At 59.5% G+C, this 14,780-nt stretch carries 13 protein-coding genes; 2 read left to right on the forward strand and 11 right to left on the reverse strand.

Annotated elements, in window-relative coordinates:
- Nucleotides 1-69: 69 nt before the first annotated feature.
- The 11 genes from fliE to sucC all read right to left on the reverse strand — a co-directional run bounded on the left by fliE (nucleotide 70) and on the right by sucC (nucleotide 11,485).
- The gene (gene fliE / locus ACFFT4_RS01350; protein WP_465252424.1) at nucleotides 70-360 is read right to left on the reverse strand and encodes a flagellar hook-basal body complex protein FliE; all 291 of its coding nucleotides are present in this window, start codon (nucleotides 358-360) and stop codon (nucleotides 70-72) included.
- A gap of 65 nt (nucleotides 361-425) precedes the next feature.
- Nucleotides 426-869 (reverse strand): flagellar basal body rod protein FlgC, encoded by a 444-nt coding sequence (gene flgC / locus ACFFT4_RS01355; RefSeq protein WP_378044439.1) that lies wholly within the window; start codon nucleotides 867-869, stop codon nucleotides 426-428.
- Nucleotides 870-872: 3 nt separating this feature from the next.
- Complete coding sequence (gene flgB / locus ACFFT4_RS01360; protein ID WP_378044440.1) at nucleotides 873-1,289, reverse strand: flagellar basal body rod protein FlgB; 417 nt, start codon at nucleotides 1,287-1,289, stop codon at nucleotides 873-875.
- A gap of 276 nt (nucleotides 1,290-1,565) precedes the next feature.
- Complete coding sequence (codY, locus tag ACFFT4_RS01365) at nucleotides 1,566-2,339, reverse strand: GTP-sensing pleiotropic transcriptional regulator CodY (protein ID WP_378044442.1); 774 nt, start codon at nucleotides 2,337-2,339, stop codon at nucleotides 1,566-1,568.
- Nucleotides 2,340-2,420: 81 nt separating this feature from the next.
- Nucleotides 2,421-3,809 carry an ATP-dependent protease ATPase subunit HslU gene (hslU, locus tag ACFFT4_RS01370; RefSeq protein ID WP_378044443.1) on the reverse strand — a complete coding sequence of 463 codons (1,389 nt, stop codon included), beginning with the start codon at nucleotides 3,807-3,809 and terminating at the stop codon, nucleotides 2,421-2,423.
- A 32-nt stretch (nucleotides 3,810-3,841) separates the two neighbouring features.
- Nucleotides 3,842-4,387, reverse strand: a complete 546-nt coding sequence (gene hslV / locus ACFFT4_RS01375; RefSeq protein WP_378044444.1) for an ATP-dependent protease subunit HslV — start codon at nucleotides 4,385-4,387, stop codon at nucleotides 3,842-3,844.
- Between the two features lie 104 nt (nucleotides 4,388-4,491).
- Nucleotides 4,492-5,823 carry an FADH(2)-oxidizing methylenetetrahydrofolate--tRNA-(uracil(54)-C(5))-methyltransferase TrmFO gene (trmFO, locus tag ACFFT4_RS01380; RefSeq protein ID WP_378044445.1) on the reverse strand — a complete coding sequence of 444 codons (1,332 nt, stop codon included), beginning with the start codon at nucleotides 5,821-5,823 and terminating at the stop codon, nucleotides 4,492-4,494.
- Nucleotides 5,824-5,866: 43 nt separating this feature from the next.
- Nucleotides 5,867-7,966 carry a type I DNA topoisomerase gene (gene topA, locus ACFFT4_RS01385; protein WP_378044446.1) on the reverse strand — a complete coding sequence of 700 codons (2,100 nt, stop codon included), beginning with the start codon at nucleotides 7,964-7,966 and terminating at the stop codon, nucleotides 5,867-5,869.
- A 60-nt stretch (nucleotides 7,967-8,026) separates the two neighbouring features.
- The gene (gene dprA, locus ACFFT4_RS01390) at nucleotides 8,027-9,220 is read right to left on the reverse strand and encodes a DNA-processing protein DprA (RefSeq protein WP_378044447.1); all 1,194 of its coding nucleotides are present in this window, start codon (nucleotides 9,218-9,220) and stop codon (nucleotides 8,027-8,029) included.
- 145 nt (nucleotides 9,221-9,365) lie between these two features.
- Nucleotides 9,366-10,292 carry a succinate--CoA ligase subunit alpha gene (gene sucD / locus ACFFT4_RS01395; protein ID WP_378044449.1) on the reverse strand — a complete coding sequence of 309 codons (927 nt, stop codon included), beginning with the start codon at nucleotides 10,290-10,292 and terminating at the stop codon, nucleotides 9,366-9,368.
- 32 nt (nucleotides 10,293-10,324) lie between these two features.
- Nucleotides 10,325-11,485, reverse strand: a complete 1,161-nt coding sequence (sucC, locus tag ACFFT4_RS01400) for an ADP-forming succinate--CoA ligase subunit beta (protein ID WP_378044451.1) — start codon at nucleotides 11,483-11,485, stop codon at nucleotides 10,325-10,327.
- Between the two features lie 500 nt (nucleotides 11,486-11,985).
- On the opposite strand from sucC, the gene ACFFT4_RS01405 reads away from it, so the two are divergent.
- Complete coding sequence (locus ACFFT4_RS01405) at nucleotides 11,986-12,990, forward strand: ABC transporter substrate-binding protein (protein ID WP_378044453.1); 1,005 nt, start codon at nucleotides 11,986-11,988, stop codon at nucleotides 12,988-12,990.
- Nucleotides 12,991-13,115: 125 nt separating this feature from the next.
- Nucleotides 13,116-14,777 carry an ABC transporter substrate-binding protein gene (locus tag ACFFT4_RS01410; protein ID WP_378044454.1) on the forward strand — a complete coding sequence of 554 codons (1,662 nt, stop codon included), beginning with the start codon at nucleotides 13,116-13,118 and terminating at the stop codon, nucleotides 14,775-14,777.
- Nucleotides 14,778-14,780: the final 3 nt, after the last annotated feature.

Genomic DNA, 14,780 nt, shown 5'->3' on the forward strand with positions numbered 1-14,780 from the left:
AGGCCGGTCGACGTAGACGCGCGCCTTCATCCGTTGATTTCAAAATTTCTTGTCGATTCTGCATCGAAATCAGACCTGCATCCGCATTATTTCCTGGTAAGCTTCGATCACCTTATTGCGGACTTGTCCGGTCAAGGAGAGGCTGAGCTCCGCCTGCGTAGCGGCGATAAGCACCTGGTTCTCGTCGACTTCCCCGATCAGAAATTGGTCGTTCAGCTTATGTACGTTCTGCTCTTGGGCGGCCACGCCGTCAAGAGCGCTCTTCAGGAACGAGGCGAAACTCTCCGTCGCTTCCGCCGGAGTCGCCTTCGCCTGAATCGGATTCAGGCCGGACAGCGCGCTTACGGAGTTTATCGGCATTGCGTTCGTAATCAAGCTACCACTCCTTCAACGTTATTGGGGGTCGTTCGGCGGACGGGCCGCCGTCAGCGGCCCATTTCCAGCGCCTTCATGAACATCGATTTCCTTGCGTTCAAAGCCGTGATATTGGCTTCGTAAGACCGGGAAGCGGCCAGCAGGTCGACCTGCTCCTTCAACATGTCTACGTTGGGCATATAGACCATGCCGCTCGCATCCGCGTCGGGATGCGTCGGATTGTATACCTGCTTAAACGGCGCCGAATCCTCGCGGATGGCCGCCACCTTGACGCCTTGCGCCGACTGCCCGTTCAGCTGCTGTCCGAGCACGTCCTGGAACTTGGGCTGAGCGGCTTCCATTACGACGACCTGACGGCGGTAAGGAACGAATTTGCCGTTCACGTAACCGGCTCTCGTCGTCTCCGCGTTCGCGATGTTCGCCGATATGACGTCCATCCGCAGCCGCTGGGCGGTTAACGCGGAAGCGCTGATATCGAATCCTCCGAGCTTCATTCGTTACGCACTCCCTTGAATTCCGATTCTCATCATTTTCGCCTCGTGGCTGACCTGCTGCGTCATCAGGTTGTATCTGAGCTGATTTTCCGCGAGCAGCGCCATTTCCTTCTCGATATCCACGTTGTTCCTGTTGTTATTGATAGCCGTCGATTCGTCGGTGACGACCCTCGGAGACGGGGACGGATAAGCTCCGTTAATCGGGATGTGGCGCGGATCGGTCAGCCTGCCCGCGAGCGCATGCGTCCTCTGCGAGCCGATCGCCCGCGTCAGCATCTCCTCGAAGGCTACGTCCGATCTCTTGAAGTTGGGCGTATCATTGTTCGCGATGTTGTTGGACAGCACGCGTTGTCTCATCGCCGCGGCCTGGATGGCGGTCTCCAGACGCTGAAACGATGCGCCGCTTAACAATTCCATCATGGGTCGCCCCTTTCCGCTCGTTCATGAGATAATCTTCATTATTGCTCTCGTTCGCTCCAAACTCTGGCTTTGCATCTGTTTAATTCCACGCCGTTCTCGCAAATTCCTGCTTGATGCGACAAGAGATTTGCTCATTCTACAAAAAAAACGGCGCAATACGACATATTAGAATTTTCTAAGATCCATCATCTACGACATCCGGGTGCGTGACAATAAGAAAAAAGCCCTAATCTTCCAAAAGAAGATAGGGCTTCCTTGTTCGCCTGGCGTTCGCGTTTATCCGTTCTTGCGATGCTCCAGCTCCTGCAGCAATTGGGCGTTGAGAATGCGAATGTACGTTCCTTTCATCCCCAGAGAGCGAGTTTCGATCACTCCCGCGCTCTCCAGCTTCCGCAGCGCATTGACAATGACAGATCTTGTAATTCCGGCCCTGTCCGCGATTTTGGAAGCGACCAGCAGCCCTTCCTTGCCTTGCAATTCTTCGAAGATTTGCTCGACGGCTTCCATCTCGCTGAAGGAGAGCGAATTGACCGCAACCGACACAATCGCCTTGCTTCTGGCTTCGGCTTCCCGCTCGTCGATCCTCTCCCGAAGTATCTCCATGCCTATAATCGTAGATCCGTACTCCGCCAAAATTAGATCGTCGTCCCCAAACGGCTCGTGTTCGCGGGATAGGACCAAAGTCCCCAATCTGTCGCCTCCGCCGATAATCGGAACGATGGTGACAATTCCGTTCCCGAAAGCCGCTTCGATCGGGGTTAAAATTTCCTCATTCGACGAAACGTTGGCCGCCGTCTCCGAAATTCGCAGCAGCCGGTCGTTCGTCTCGGCGGGAAATCGCATCCCGTCCGCCGCTTCCCTGCGCAGCCACATCTCGGGAAATCCCGCGGAATGCGCCGAGCCGAGCACTTTTCCCTTCCTGCTGAGCACGAATACGTCGCCCTGCATCGTCTCGCGCAGCCTTTCCGCCATCTCGCGAAAGTTGAGAGGCTTGCCCGCCGCTTCCTGCAGCAGCCGGTTAAGCGTACGGGTCTTCATCAACAGCGTCATGATTGTGCTTCCTCCTAATGCGACAAGCAAATACAACGATTCCGCCGTCCGAAGACGGCGGCATGCGTTCGGCCAGAGCCTCTATAGAATATATTGACTCAAATCTCGATTGCTTGCAATCATCGATAATTTCTCGCGGACGTACTCCGGCGTAATCTCCATCTCCTCCAGCTGCAGCTCGGGCGCCTCGAAGCTCAAATCCTCCAGCAGCTTCTCAAGCAGCGTATGCAGCCGGCGAGCGCCGATGTTCTCGGTATTCCGGTTGACCTCCTGGGCCATTCTCGCCAGCTCCGAGATCGCGTCGTCCGTGAAGACGACATGAATGCCCTCCGTCTGCAGCAAAGCCGTGTACTGCTTCGTCAGCGCGTTCTCCGGCTCCGTCAGGATGCGAATGAAATCTTCGTCCGTCAGGCTGCTCAGCTCGACGCGGATCGGAAACCGGCCCTGCAGCTCGGGAATCAAATCCGAAGGCTTGGCGATATGGAACGCTCCAGCGGCGACGAACAGCACGTAATCCGTCTTGACCGGTCCGTACTTGGTCACGACCGTGGAGCCTTCGACGATCGGCAGAATGTCCCGCTGCACGCCTTCGCGCGAGACGTCGGGTCCTTGGCCGCGGCCCTGGCTGGCGATCTTGTCGATCTCGTCGATAAAAATAATGCCCGACTGTTCCGCCCTGCGCACGGACTCGGAGATCACGTCGTCCATGTCGATCAGCTTGTTGGCTTCCTCCACGATGAGCACCTTGCGGGCTTCCTTCACGGGAAGGCGGCGCTTCTTGCGGCGCTTCGGCAGAAACTGCCCGAGCATCTCCTGCATGTTGCCGAACTGCTCCTGGCCCGGTCCGCCAAGCATATCCAGCATCGTCGGCGAATTGTCCTCGACCTCGATCTCGACGATCTCGTTCTCGAGCTGCCCGGCCTCCAGCTTCGCCTTCGTATCCCGTCTCCTGTCCTGCAGTCCCGGATCGACGGGATCGGGCTCGTCGCCGGGCGAAGCGCTGCCTCCGAACAGCATCTCCAGCGGATTCTTCTGCGGCTTCGGACGCGACGGGGACGGCGCCAGCAGCGAGACCAGCCGCTCGTTGGCGGCTCTCTCGGCCTTGTCCTTGACCTTCTCCGTGCGCTCCTCCTTCACCATCCGGATCGCCGTCTCGACCAAATCCCGGACCATCGACTCGACGTCTCTGCCGACATAGCCGACTTCCGTAAATTTCGTCGCTTCGACTTTAACGAACGGAGCGTGAACGAGCTTCGCCAGCCGGCGCGCGATTTCCGTTTTCCCTACGCCGGTCGGCCCGATCATCAAGATGTTTTTCGGCACGACCTCGTCGCGGATGTCCTCCGGCAGGCGGCTGCGGCGATAACGGTTGCGGAGCGCCACGGCGACCGAACGCTTGGCGGACTTCTGGCCGACGATGTACTTGTCTAGCTCGGCTACGATTTGGCGGGGCGTCAGTGCGTCGTTCATAGGATCCTCTCCCTTGCGCTTGTCGAAAGTAATCATTCTATTTCCTCGACGATTAAATTGTTGTTGGTGAACACGCAGATTTCCGAAGCCGTCTCCAGCGCCGCCCGCGCAATGTCGCGGGCTTCCATATCCGGCGCGTGGCGCTTGAGCGCGCGCGCCGCGGCGAGCGCGAAGCTGCCGCCCGAACCGATGGACAGAATGCCGTCGTCCGGCTCGATCACTTCTCCGTTGCCGGAGAGCAGCAGCATGCCCGTGGCGTCGACGACGATCATCATCGCCTCCAGTCGGCGAAGCACGCGATCGGAGCGCCATTCCTTGGCCAGCTCGACCGCCGCCCGCTGCAGGTTGCCGTGATGCTCCTCGAGCTTGCCCTCGAATTTCTCGAACAGCGTAATCGCGTCCGCGACCGAGCCGGCGAACCCGGCCAGCACCTGGTTGCGGTACAGCCTGCGAACCTTCTTCGCCGTATTCTTCATCACCATGTTATTGCCGAACGTCACCTGGCCGTCTCCCGCGATCGCCCCTTTGCCCTTATGGCGAATCGCGCAAATCGTCGTGGCGTGGAATGTCATATCCATAGGCTGATCCCTCCAGATCATTCATATTTGAACAGTTGTGCAGAAGTCCGTAAAGCCGGAAAAGCAGCGGCATAGGTTCTTATACGCAGCCGCTGCTTCATCGGTTACAAGACGGAACTGACGCGGATTTCGGACCGCAGCGCGTCGATGGCCTCCAGGGCGCGCGCGGCGATGGCGTCGTTCTTGTCCTTCTTGCTCTTCACGCGGTAGCCGAGCGGCGGGAATAAGCCGAAGTTCGCGTTCATCGGCTGGAAATGCTTAAAGTCCGCCGTCGTAATATAATGCGCCATGCTGCCGAGCGCCGTATGGGCGGGAAGCGTCAGCGGCTCCCTGCCCCCGGCCAGGCGCCCGGCGTTCAGCCCCGCGATCAGGCCCGAGGCGGCCGACTCCACGTAGCCTTCGACCCCGGTCATCTGGCCCGCGAAAAACAGCGTCTCCCGGGCGCGGAATTGATACGTCGGATGCAGCAGCTTGGGCGAATTGATGAACGTATTGCGGTGCATGACCCCGTAGCGGACGAACTCGGCGTTCTCCAGCCCCGGAATCAGCGAGAACACCCGTTTCTGCTCGCCCCATTTCAGATGGGTCTGAAAGCCGACGATATTGTACAGCGTGCCGGCGGCGTTGTCCTGGCGCAGCTGGATGACCGCATGCGACCTCGCCTCCGTGCGCGGATCGACCAAGCCGACCGGCTTCATCGGCCCGAACAGCACCGTCATCTTCCCCCGCTTCGCCATCGCCTCGATCGGCATGCACCCTTCGAAATACATTTCCTTCTCGAAATCTTTCACTTCCGCCGTCTCCGCATGGATCAGCGCGTCGTAGAAGACGTCGAACTCGGCCTCCGTCATCGGACAGTTCAAATATGCCGCTTCCCCTTTGTCGTAGCGGGAAGCGAGGAACACCTTGTCGAAATCGATGGAGTCCTTCTCCACGATCGGAGCGGCCGCGTCGAAGAAATAGAAATATTCCTCGCCCATCAGCCGCTTGATGTCGTCCGACAGCTCCGGCGAAGTAAGCGGCCCCGTCGCGACGACGACGATTCCGTCTTCCGGAATGGCGGAAACCTCCTCGTTCACGACCGTAATGAGCGGATGCTCCTTCAGCCGACTGGTCACCTCCGCGGAGAAGCCTTCGCGGTCGACCGCAAGCGCTCCGCCCGCCGGCACGGCATGCAGGTCGGCGCAGGCGAGAATGAGCGAATCGAGCCGCCGCATCTCTTCCTTCAGCACGCCGACCGCGTTCGCCAGCCCGTTCGCCCGCAAGCTGTTGCTGCAGACGAGCTCGGCGAAGCTCGCCGTATGATGCGCCGGCGTCTGTCTGACCGGCCGCATCTCGTATAACCTGACGGGAATCCCCTGCGCGGCAATCTGCCAGGCAGCCTCGCTGCCTGCCAGCCCCGCTCCGACGACCGTCACGGATTGTTGTTCGCTCACTGTCATTCCCCCAAACCCCATGTTGCTTCGAGCCAAGCCCCGATTATTCCGCCGTTTCCTCCGCCTCTTCGGCAGCCTCCGTATGGCCGCATACGGTACAGTTCAACTGCGTCTCGCCCTTGACCCGCTTCTCGACCATCAGGCCGCCGCAGCTCGGACAAGGCTTCGCCGACGGCTTATCCCAGGACACGTAATCGCAGCCCGGATACAGATTGCAGCCGTAGAATACGCGTCCCTTCTTGCTGCGCCGCTCGACGATCTGGCCTTCCTTGCACTTCGGACAGGTTACGCCGGTATCTTTAATAATCGGCTTCGTGTTCCGGCAGTTCGGGAAGCCCGAGCAAGCCAGAAACTTGCCGAAGCGCCCCATCTTGTACACCATCGGGCTGCCGCACTTGTCGCACACCTCGTCGGAAGGCTCGTCTTTGATCTCGATTTCCTTCATCTCTTCTTCGGCGACCGTGAGCCGTTCCTCGAACGATTTGTAGAAATCCCCGATCACGTTGACCCAGTCCTGGGTGCCCTCCTCGACATGGTCGAGATCGTCCTCCATGTTGGCGGTGAATTCGACGTCGAGGATTTCCGGAAAAAACTCCTCCATCAGCTGGATGACCAGCTCCCCGAGCTCGGTCGGAATAAACTTCTTCTCTTCCAGCGCCACGTAGTTGCGCTTCTGGATCGTCTCCAGCGTCGGCGCGTACGTGCTCGGACGGCCGATGCCGAGCTCCTCCAGCGCCCGAACCAGACGGGCTTCCGTAAATCGCGGCGGCGGCTGGGTGAAATGCTGCTTCGGCTCGATGTCCTTAGCCTCCGCCTTGTCACCCGGCGCCAGAGGAGGCAGCAGCCGATCCTCGTCCGTCGTCGTGCCGTCGTCGTTGCCTTCGACGTACACTTTCATGAAGCCGGGAAACTTCAGCTTCGAGCCGTTGGCCCGGAACATGACCGGACCGTTCTCCAGATCGACGGTCATCGTATCGAGTACGGCGGACGCCATCTGACTGGCGACGAACCGCTCCCAGACCAGCTTATACAGCCGGAATTGGTCCTTCGACGTGAACGCCTTGACCGATTCCGGATCGCGCAGCACCGACGTCGGGCGAATCGCCTCGTGCGCGTCCTGCGCGGAGGCGTTCTTTTTCGTATACACGCGGGGCGTCTCGGGATTGAACTGGCCGCCGTACTTGCCCTCGATATATTCCTTGGCTTCCTCCTGCGCGATCGGCGAGATGCGGGTAGAGTCGGTACGCATGTACGTGATGAGACCGACCGTCCCCTCCTTGCCCAGATCGACGCCCTCGTACAGCTGCTGCGCGATCTGCATCGTCTTGGAGGCGCGGAAATTCAGCTTCCGGGCGGCCTCCTGCTGCAGCGAGCTCGTAATGAACGGCGGAGACGGGTTGCGCTGACGCTCCTTCTCCTTCACTTCGCCGACGGTGAACTGTCCGCCGGCCAGCATCGCCAGCACTTCCTTGACCTCGGCTTCGCTCGTCAGCTCCCGCTTCTCTCCGCCAACGGAATGAAACTTCGCCTCGAAGGCCGATTTGCCCTGGGTCAGGTGAGCGGTAATGCTCCAGTACTCTTCCGGAACGAACGCGTTGATCTCGTTCTCGCGGTCGTAGATCAGCTTGACGGCGACCGATTGCACGCGGCCGGCGCTGAGCCCCTTCTTGACCTTCTTCCATAACAACGGACTGATCTTGTAGCCGACGAGCCGGTCGAGCACCCTTCTCGCCTGCTGGGCGTTCACCAGGTCCATATCGATCGGTCTGGGCGTCTTAAAGGCGTCCTTGACCGCTTGCTTCGTAATTTCGTTAAATACGACGCGGCAATCTTCCTTCTCGTCCAGCTCCAGGTAATGAGCCAAATGCCAGGCAATCGCCTCGCCCTCTCTGTCGGGGTCAGCCGCCAGATAAACCTTTTTCACCTTTTTTCTGGCGTCGCGCAATTCCTTCAGCACGTTGCCTTTGCCTCGAATCGTAATGTACTTCGGCTGAAAGCCGTTTTCCACCTCGACTCCGATCTGGCTTTTCGGCAAATCGCGAATGTGCCCCATGGACGCTTTGACGATAAATTTACTTCCCAAATATTTGCCGATGGTCTTCGCCTTGGCCGGCGATTCGACGATCACTAGCGAGTCCGCCACGTCCATTCCTCCTCTCCTACGGTCGACAAGTCCTCGTGCCTATGTTCTTATGCCTTCTTATTAAAGGACATGATATACGGAACCGGGTTGTTGTTCAATTCGTCGTGTCATTAGTAAATTTAGCAGAATGGAGTGTAAATGTCCAAATGTCATCCCGGAAGAGGCCGCCAGCTCGTCGACGGAGGAGGGCCGTTCGAGAATGAGACGGTAGATCAGGCGCTCGTCTTCGCCCAGCTCTTCCTCCGCGTCCCGTGCCCGGGATACCGCGCCGTTCCGGGCTTTCGGTCCGGGGAGCTCCGGTAGCCGATATTCATAATATTGAAAAATGTCCCCGGCGTCCAACGCCGGATGAGCCCCTTTGCGAAAATATTCGAGAGCCCCGAGGCTGCGCGGAGAAGTCACCTGACCCGGGACGACGAAGACGTCCCGGTTATAGCCGATCGCCAGGTCCGCCGTGATGAGCGCTCCGCTCCTGCGGGCCGCCTCCACGACGACGACGCCCAGCGCGAGGCCGGCAATGATCCGGTTGCGAAGCGGGAACAAGCCCGGATGCAAAATCGTATCCGGGGGACTTTCCGCCAGCAGCAGCCCCCGGGCTCCGATCTCGCGGTACAGCGCGAAGTTTTCCGGCGGATAACACCGGTCGACCCCGCCGGCCAGCACCGCTATCGTCCCGCAGGCGGCGGATACGGCCCCTCTGTGGGCCGCCGCGTCTATTCCCTTCGCCAGCCCGCTGACGACCGTCATGCGCCCCGCGCAGCCCTCTGCGATCTCCTCCGCGACCTTGCGCCCGTACCCGGTGGCCAGACGCGTGCCCACGATCGCGATCGCCGGCCGCTTCAGCAGCTCCAACCGCCCTCTGTAATACAATACCCAGGGCGGATCGGAAATTTCTCTCAGCAGCGGCGGATATTCGTCGTCCAAATAGGTGACGACGTCCATTCTTCCCGCGGCATAGCGGCTTTCCCTCCGCTCCGCGGCGGCCGGCCGCACGCTTTTCTCCGCGGCCAGCGCCTGCCTGGCGCTCAGTCCCATGTCCCGCCAGTCTCCGGCGAGATAACCTCCCGAATGCCGCAGGGAGCCGGGCCCTTTCATCGCCCCGTACAGGAAGATCGTCGCGATCGTCACCCGCCCGACTCCGTCGGTCTCGTGCAGGGCGATCAGAATTTCTCTCGGCATGCCTGTCTCCCGCGCTTCCGCCAGCGAGACGACCCTGACGTTCTCCTTTTTCCCGCTCTCCTGGTTGTCCAGCATCCTCTCCAACCCCTCTCAGGTTCGCATACGGCAAAAAGCCTTCCACTCCCTCGTAAAGAGGGCGCGGAAGGCTGCCTGCCTTGCCGATCGCGCGGAGAATCGTTCGTCAATCCCCGCGTGTAAATCGTATATCGCTACTGTAGCATTATCCTTTGCACTTTTCCAGCAGGCCTTTTTCCTCAAGCACGGCGACCAGCGTCGCGCCCATGTCGGAAGGCGTCGGAGCGACGCGGATGCCGTTGGCTTCGAGCACGGAAATTTTCTCCGCGGCCGTTCCTTTGCCGCCGGAGATGATCGCGCCGGCATGGCCCATCCGTTTCCCCGGAGGCGCCGTCGCGCCGCCGATAAAGCCGACGACCGGCTTCGTCATGTTCGCCTTGATCCATTCCGCCGCTTCTTCCTCCGCCGTTCCGCCGATTTCGCCGATCATGATGACCGCGTACGTGTCCGGATCTTCGTTGAACAGCTTCAGAATGTCGATGAACTCGGAGCCCTTGACCGGGTCTCCGCCGATGCCGACGGCCGACGACTGGCCGATGCCGCGCGTCGTCAGCTGGTGAACCGCCTCGTAAGTGAGCGTGCCGCTGCGGGATACGACGCCTACGTGGCCTTTCTTATGGATATAGCCCGGCATAATGCCGATCTTGATTTCTTCCGGCGTAATGACGCCCGGGCAGTTCGGCCCGATCAGGCGGGTTTTCTTGCCTTCCATAAAGCGCTTGACCTTGACCATGTCCAGCACCGGAATGCCTTCCGTGATGCAGATGACCAAGTCCAGCCCCGCGTCGACCGCCTCCATGATGGAATCGGCCGCGAACGGAGGCGCGACGTAGATAACGGACGCCGTGGCGCCGGTCGCCGCTACCGCTTCTTTCACCGTATTGAAGATCGGGAGCGTCACTTTTGTGCCGTTCTCCAGATCGAAATCGATCGTTTGGCCGCCTTTGCCCGGCGTCACTCCGCCGACCATCTGCGTGCCGTAGTCCAAAGCACCTTTGGCGTGGAAAGATCCCGTCGCGCCCGTGATGCCTTGGGTGATCACCTTGGTGTTCTTATCGATCAAGATACTCATGATTTACACACTCCCCGGTAAGTTCTCCCTTGTCATTTCACGAGCGACACGATTTTCTGCGCGCCGTCCGACATCGAATCGGCGGCCACGATGTTCAGGCCCGATCCGTTCAAAATTTCCTTGCCCAGCTTCACGTTCGTTCCTTCGAGGCGCACGACGAGCGGCTTGTCCAGCCCGAGCTCGCGAGCGGCCGCAACGACGCCTTCGGCGATGATGTCGCACTTCATGATGCCGCCGAAGATGTTGACGAAGATGCCCTTGACGTTCGCGTCGGACAGAATGATCTTGAACGCTTCGGTGACCTTCTCTTTCGTCGCGCCGCCGCCTACGTCCAGGAAGTTGGCGGGAGCTCCGCCGAAATATTTGATAATGTCCATCGTCGCCATGGCGAGGCCGGCTCCGTTAACCATGCAGCCGATGTTGCCGTCGAGCGCGATGTAGCTCAAGTCGAATTTGGAAGCCTGAATTTCCTTCTCGTCTTCCTCGTCCAGGTCGCGCAGCTCGAGCACGTCCTTGTGGCGGAACAGCGCGTTGGAATCGAAGTTCAGCTTGGCGTCGAGCGCCATAACGTCGCCGTCGCCCGTGACGACGAGCGGATTGATCTCGGCAATAGAACAATCTTTGTCCACGAACGCGCTGTACAGCGCCAGCATGAACTTGATCGCCTTGTTGACGAGCTCTCCCGGAATCTTGATATCGTAAGCCAATTGGCGGGCTTGGAACGTAGTCAATCCGACCGCAGGGTCGACGACGACCTTGACGATCTTCTCGGGCGTGTTGGCGGCGACTTCTTCAATATCCATGCCGCCCTCTTCGGAACCCATCATGACGACGCGGCCGGTTCCCCGGTCGACGACGACGCCGACGTAGTATTCCTTCTTGATGTCGCAGCCTTCCTCGATCAGCAGGCGCTTGACTTCCTTGCCTTCCGGACCGGTCTGATGCGTGACCAATACTTTGCCGAGCAGCTCTTTCGCGTAGTCGGCGACGTCCTCCGGGCTCTTGGCGATTTTGACGCCTCCGGCTTTGCCGCGTCCGCCCGCGTGAATCTGGGCTTTAACGACGGTAACCGGGCTTCCGAGTTCTTTCGCTGCGCTGACGGCTTCGTCGACGGTAAACGCCACTTTGCCGCGCGGCACGTTAACGCCATACTGCCTCAAGACTTCCTTGCCTTGATACTCATGAATATTCATGGCTCTGGCATCCTCCCGTTGTGCGCTTGTTATCTGGTGCGATCCTGTCGCTTCGGCGCGGGAGCGCCGGGGCGGGACCGTCACAGCTGGATTCATGTCGGTGATGCGCGATGCACCGCCGGCAGCCGTTACATTCTTTAAGCAGATATGTAACAAAACCTCCATCATTGTATCACTAATCGCCGACAGGTACCTCATATTTTCGTTAAATTATTAGTCTTCTTTGGCAATGATTTCATCGAATATTGAGATGGAAGCAAGGCCAATGTATCTCTCAATTGTAATGGATGCCTCAATTCCGCTTTATTTTGTCCAAAGCCGGAAAACTCATGCTCCAGCCCGGCGGCTCGCGCCGCTTGGGCGTCCCGTTTGTACAAATTCAATTGCCCGATTTACGTTTGTCCATTGAGCGGAATTGCGCCATCTTCTATACTTTCACTGACCGATAATGATTCTCATTATCTAACGATCACATCGAATCTATGGAGGAATCACAACAGATGAGCAAGAAAATGAAAATCGCCCTGGCTCTCGGCGGCATCGCTTTGTTCGGAACGCTATTAACGGCTTGCGGGAGCAGCGGAGAAAACAATGCCGCGCCCGGCGGGAGCGCCCCTGCCTCCGGTCCGGCGGCCTCGGTCTCGGCCCCCCCGTCCGCCGCAGCCGCTTCGGTGCGCAAAATCACCGATTATATCGGCCACGAGGCGGAAATACCGGTCTCTCCCGAGCGCGTTATCTTCGTCGGTGAAACGTTCAGCGACTTGCTCGCCCTGGATGTCAAAGCGGTAGGAACCTCGCTCAGCATGGCTTCGGAAACCGTATATGAGGATCGTATGGACGGAATCGAAGACATCGGCTTCCCGATCAACCTGGAGAAGGTCATTTCGCTGGCGCCCGATCTCATTATCATCGCGGATACGGACGAGAAAGTGTACGAGCAGCTCGGCAAAGTCGCGCCGACAATCGTGTTCGACACGTTCGCCCCGCTTGAAGAGCGCCTGCCCCTGCTCGGCGATATCCTGGGGAAAAAGGAGCAAGCGGCGGCGTGGCTGGAGGAGTACGACAAGCAGGAGGAGCGGATGTGGAAGCAGTTGGAGGCGGCGGGCTTGCAGCCGGGCGAGACGGCTTCCGTCTTCACCTATTATCCGGGAGAGCGGCTGTTCGTGATGGCGCGAACCGGCCTGTCCCAAGTGCTGTACGTTCCGGAGGGCTTAAAGCCGACAGCTCGCATTCAGCAGGTCCTGGATGCGGGCAGCGGATTCGAGCAAATCTCGCCCGAGCTGCTGCCCGAATACGCCGGAGACCGGATCTTCATCCTTAACCCGGCTTCCGAGCTGCAGGACGCCATCCAGTCTACCGCAGATTTGCTGCAGAGCCGGATTTGGCAGGATTTGCCCGCCGTCAAAGCAGGCCATGTCTACCGGCTCGATATCAAACAATCGGGAAGCGACGCGCTCAGCAGGCAGTGGCTGACCGAGCAGCTTCCGAAGCTGATGGCCGAATAGCGCGCCAACCGCGCACCGCCTCACGACCAAGAAGACGCTTCGACGAAACCGTTGAAATCCGTCTTCTTTTTCGTATACAATCGTCTTAATGATAATCATTATCAGTTATGGGAGGCCGCACGACCATGCGTTTAAGCTCCGATTCCGCCGACGTTCCGCTTGACTCCTTGCTTTTCCACTTTGCCGATATCGAACGCATCGAACGCGAAGCCGCCCGGTATCCCGATACGTACGAAGCCGAGCTGTATACGCTGCTGATCGCGACGGAAGGACAAGGCCGACTGCTGCGGGACGGCGCGCCGACGAACGTCGTCGCCGACAAATGCTACTGGCTGAACCCGGGCTCCCCGTTCAGGCTCTTTAACGAATGCGACGCGATACGCTGCTACCGCCTGACCTTCTCCGCGGTTCGGATCAACAGCGGCGGGTACGACAAATATGCCGGAGAGATTTGGCCCGAGGGAACCGCGCTCGCCGCCTCCCCTTTCTCTCGTCTTTCTCGTCTGGCCGACGCTCTCCATGAAAGCAAAATGACGCCCGGAGACGTCGAAAGCCTGGCTCGCCAAGCGCGATTCACGGAAATGCTCGCCGTTCTGTTCGAGCGCAACCTGCGCGCCGAGCATTCCTCCGGCCCGCTGCAAGCCGTCGAATCGACGATTAAATATATGCGCGGCAACTATATGTATCCGCTGACCGTAAAGCAGCTTGCGGAAATTTCGGGGATCGCCCAATGGCAGTACAGCGCGGCGTTTCAGGAGCTTACCGGCAAGAGGCCGCTCGATTACTTGACGGAGCTGCGCATCGGGCGGGCGAAGGAATGGCTGGGCCTGTCCGCGGAGCCGCTGCGGGAAATCGCCCGCCGGGTCGGATTTTCGGACGAATATTACTTCAATCGCCGATTCCGCCAATCCACCGGGATGACGCCCCGACAATACTCGGAGTCGATTCGCGGCAAAATCCGCGTGAAGGATTGGACCGGCCACGAGGTCGATATTCCGGAAAGTCCGCAGCGGATCATCTACCACGGGGAGACGCTGGGCGACTTGAGCGCCCTGGGGGTGCGGGCGGTCGGGACGAGCGAAAGCTTCAAAAACAATGGCTTCCTCGAAGCGGACGAGCGCGGCGTCCCGGACGTCGGCATGCCGATCGATCCGGGCAAAGCCCAAGCGCTTAAGCCGGACCTGATCATCTTCGCGAACGCGGACGAGGAACAGTACAACGCCTTGTCCAAAATCGCGCCTACCGTTACGTTCAATACGTTCGCCCCGCTGGAGCATCGTTTGCATACGTTGGGACAGTGGCTGGGGCGCAAGCGGGAAGCGGAAATGTGGCTCTCGGCCTTTAACCGGAAGGCTGCCGCCATGTGGGACCGCCTCCGCCCCGTCGTGCGGCGCGGCCGGACGGCTTCGGTATTCGTCTACGAGCACGGAGAGCGTCTGTTCGTCATGGGAGCCTCCGGCCTGTCCTCGGCGCTCTACCATCCCCGCGGCTTTCAAGCCGCGTGCGGAATCCGCGACATCGTCGAAGCCGGCGTAGGATTTGCGGAGATTCCCCCGGACAGATTGCCCGAATATGCGGGAGACCATGTTTTCATGCTGCTGTCCGAGAACGCGCCTTCCCGCCGCGCCGCGCTGGCGATGATGGAAAGCCCGCTGTGGAACAGCCTGCCGGCGGTGCGCAGCGGCTGCGTCTACGTGCTTGAAGCCGACGCCTGGAATTATAGCGACGCCAAATTTCAGGAGCGGCTGCTCGACACGCTCCCGCTGCTCCTTCATCGAATTTCGTAAGGC

The sequence above is a fragment of the Cohnella cellulosilytica genome (genome assembly GCF_042431195.1).
Taxonomy (GTDB): domain Bacteria; phylum Bacillota; class Bacilli; order Paenibacillales; family Paenibacillaceae; genus Cohnella; species Cohnella cellulosilytica.

Excerpts from the sequence above, each read along its gene's own strand:
- fliE (WP_465252424.1), bottom strand. The coding sequence starts at position 360 with ATGCCGATAAACTCCGTAAGCGCGCTGTCCGGCCTGAATCCGATTCAG.
- flgC (WP_378044439.1), bottom strand. The coding sequence starts at position 869 with ATGAAGCTCGGAGGATTCGATATCAGCGCTTCCGCGTTAACCGCCCAG.
- flgB (WP_378044440.1), bottom strand. The coding sequence starts at position 1,289 with ATGATGGAATTGTTAAGCGGCGCATCGTTTCAGCGTCTGGAGACCGCC.
- codY (WP_378044442.1), bottom strand. The coding sequence starts at position 2,339 with ATGACGCTGTTGATGAAGACCCGTACGCTTAACCGGCTGCTGCAGGAA.
- hslU (WP_378044443.1), bottom strand. The coding sequence starts at position 3,809 with ATGAACGACGCACTGACGCCCCGCCAAATCGTAGCCGAGCTAGACAAG.
- hslV (WP_378044444.1), bottom strand. The coding sequence starts at position 4,387 with ATGGATATGACATTCCACGCCACGACGATTTGCGCGATTCGCCATAAG.
- dprA (WP_378044447.1), bottom strand. The coding sequence starts at position 9,220 with ATGCTGGACAACCAGGAGAGCGGGAAAAAGGAGAACGTCAGGGTCGTC.
- sucD (WP_378044449.1), bottom strand. The coding sequence starts at position 10,292 with ATGAGTATCTTGATCGATAAGAACACCAAGGTGATCACCCAAGGCATC.
- sucC (WP_378044451.1), bottom strand. The coding sequence starts at position 11,485 with ATGAATATTCATGAGTATCAAGGCAAGGAAGTCTTGAGGCAGTATGGC.
- ACFFT4_RS01405 (WP_378044453.1), top strand. The coding sequence starts at position 11,986 with ATGAGCAAGAAAATGAAAATCGCCCTGGCTCTCGGCGGCATCGCTTTG.
- ACFFT4_RS01410 (WP_378044454.1), top strand. The coding sequence starts at position 13,116 with ATGCGTTTAAGCTCCGATTCCGCCGACGTTCCGCTTGACTCCTTGCTT.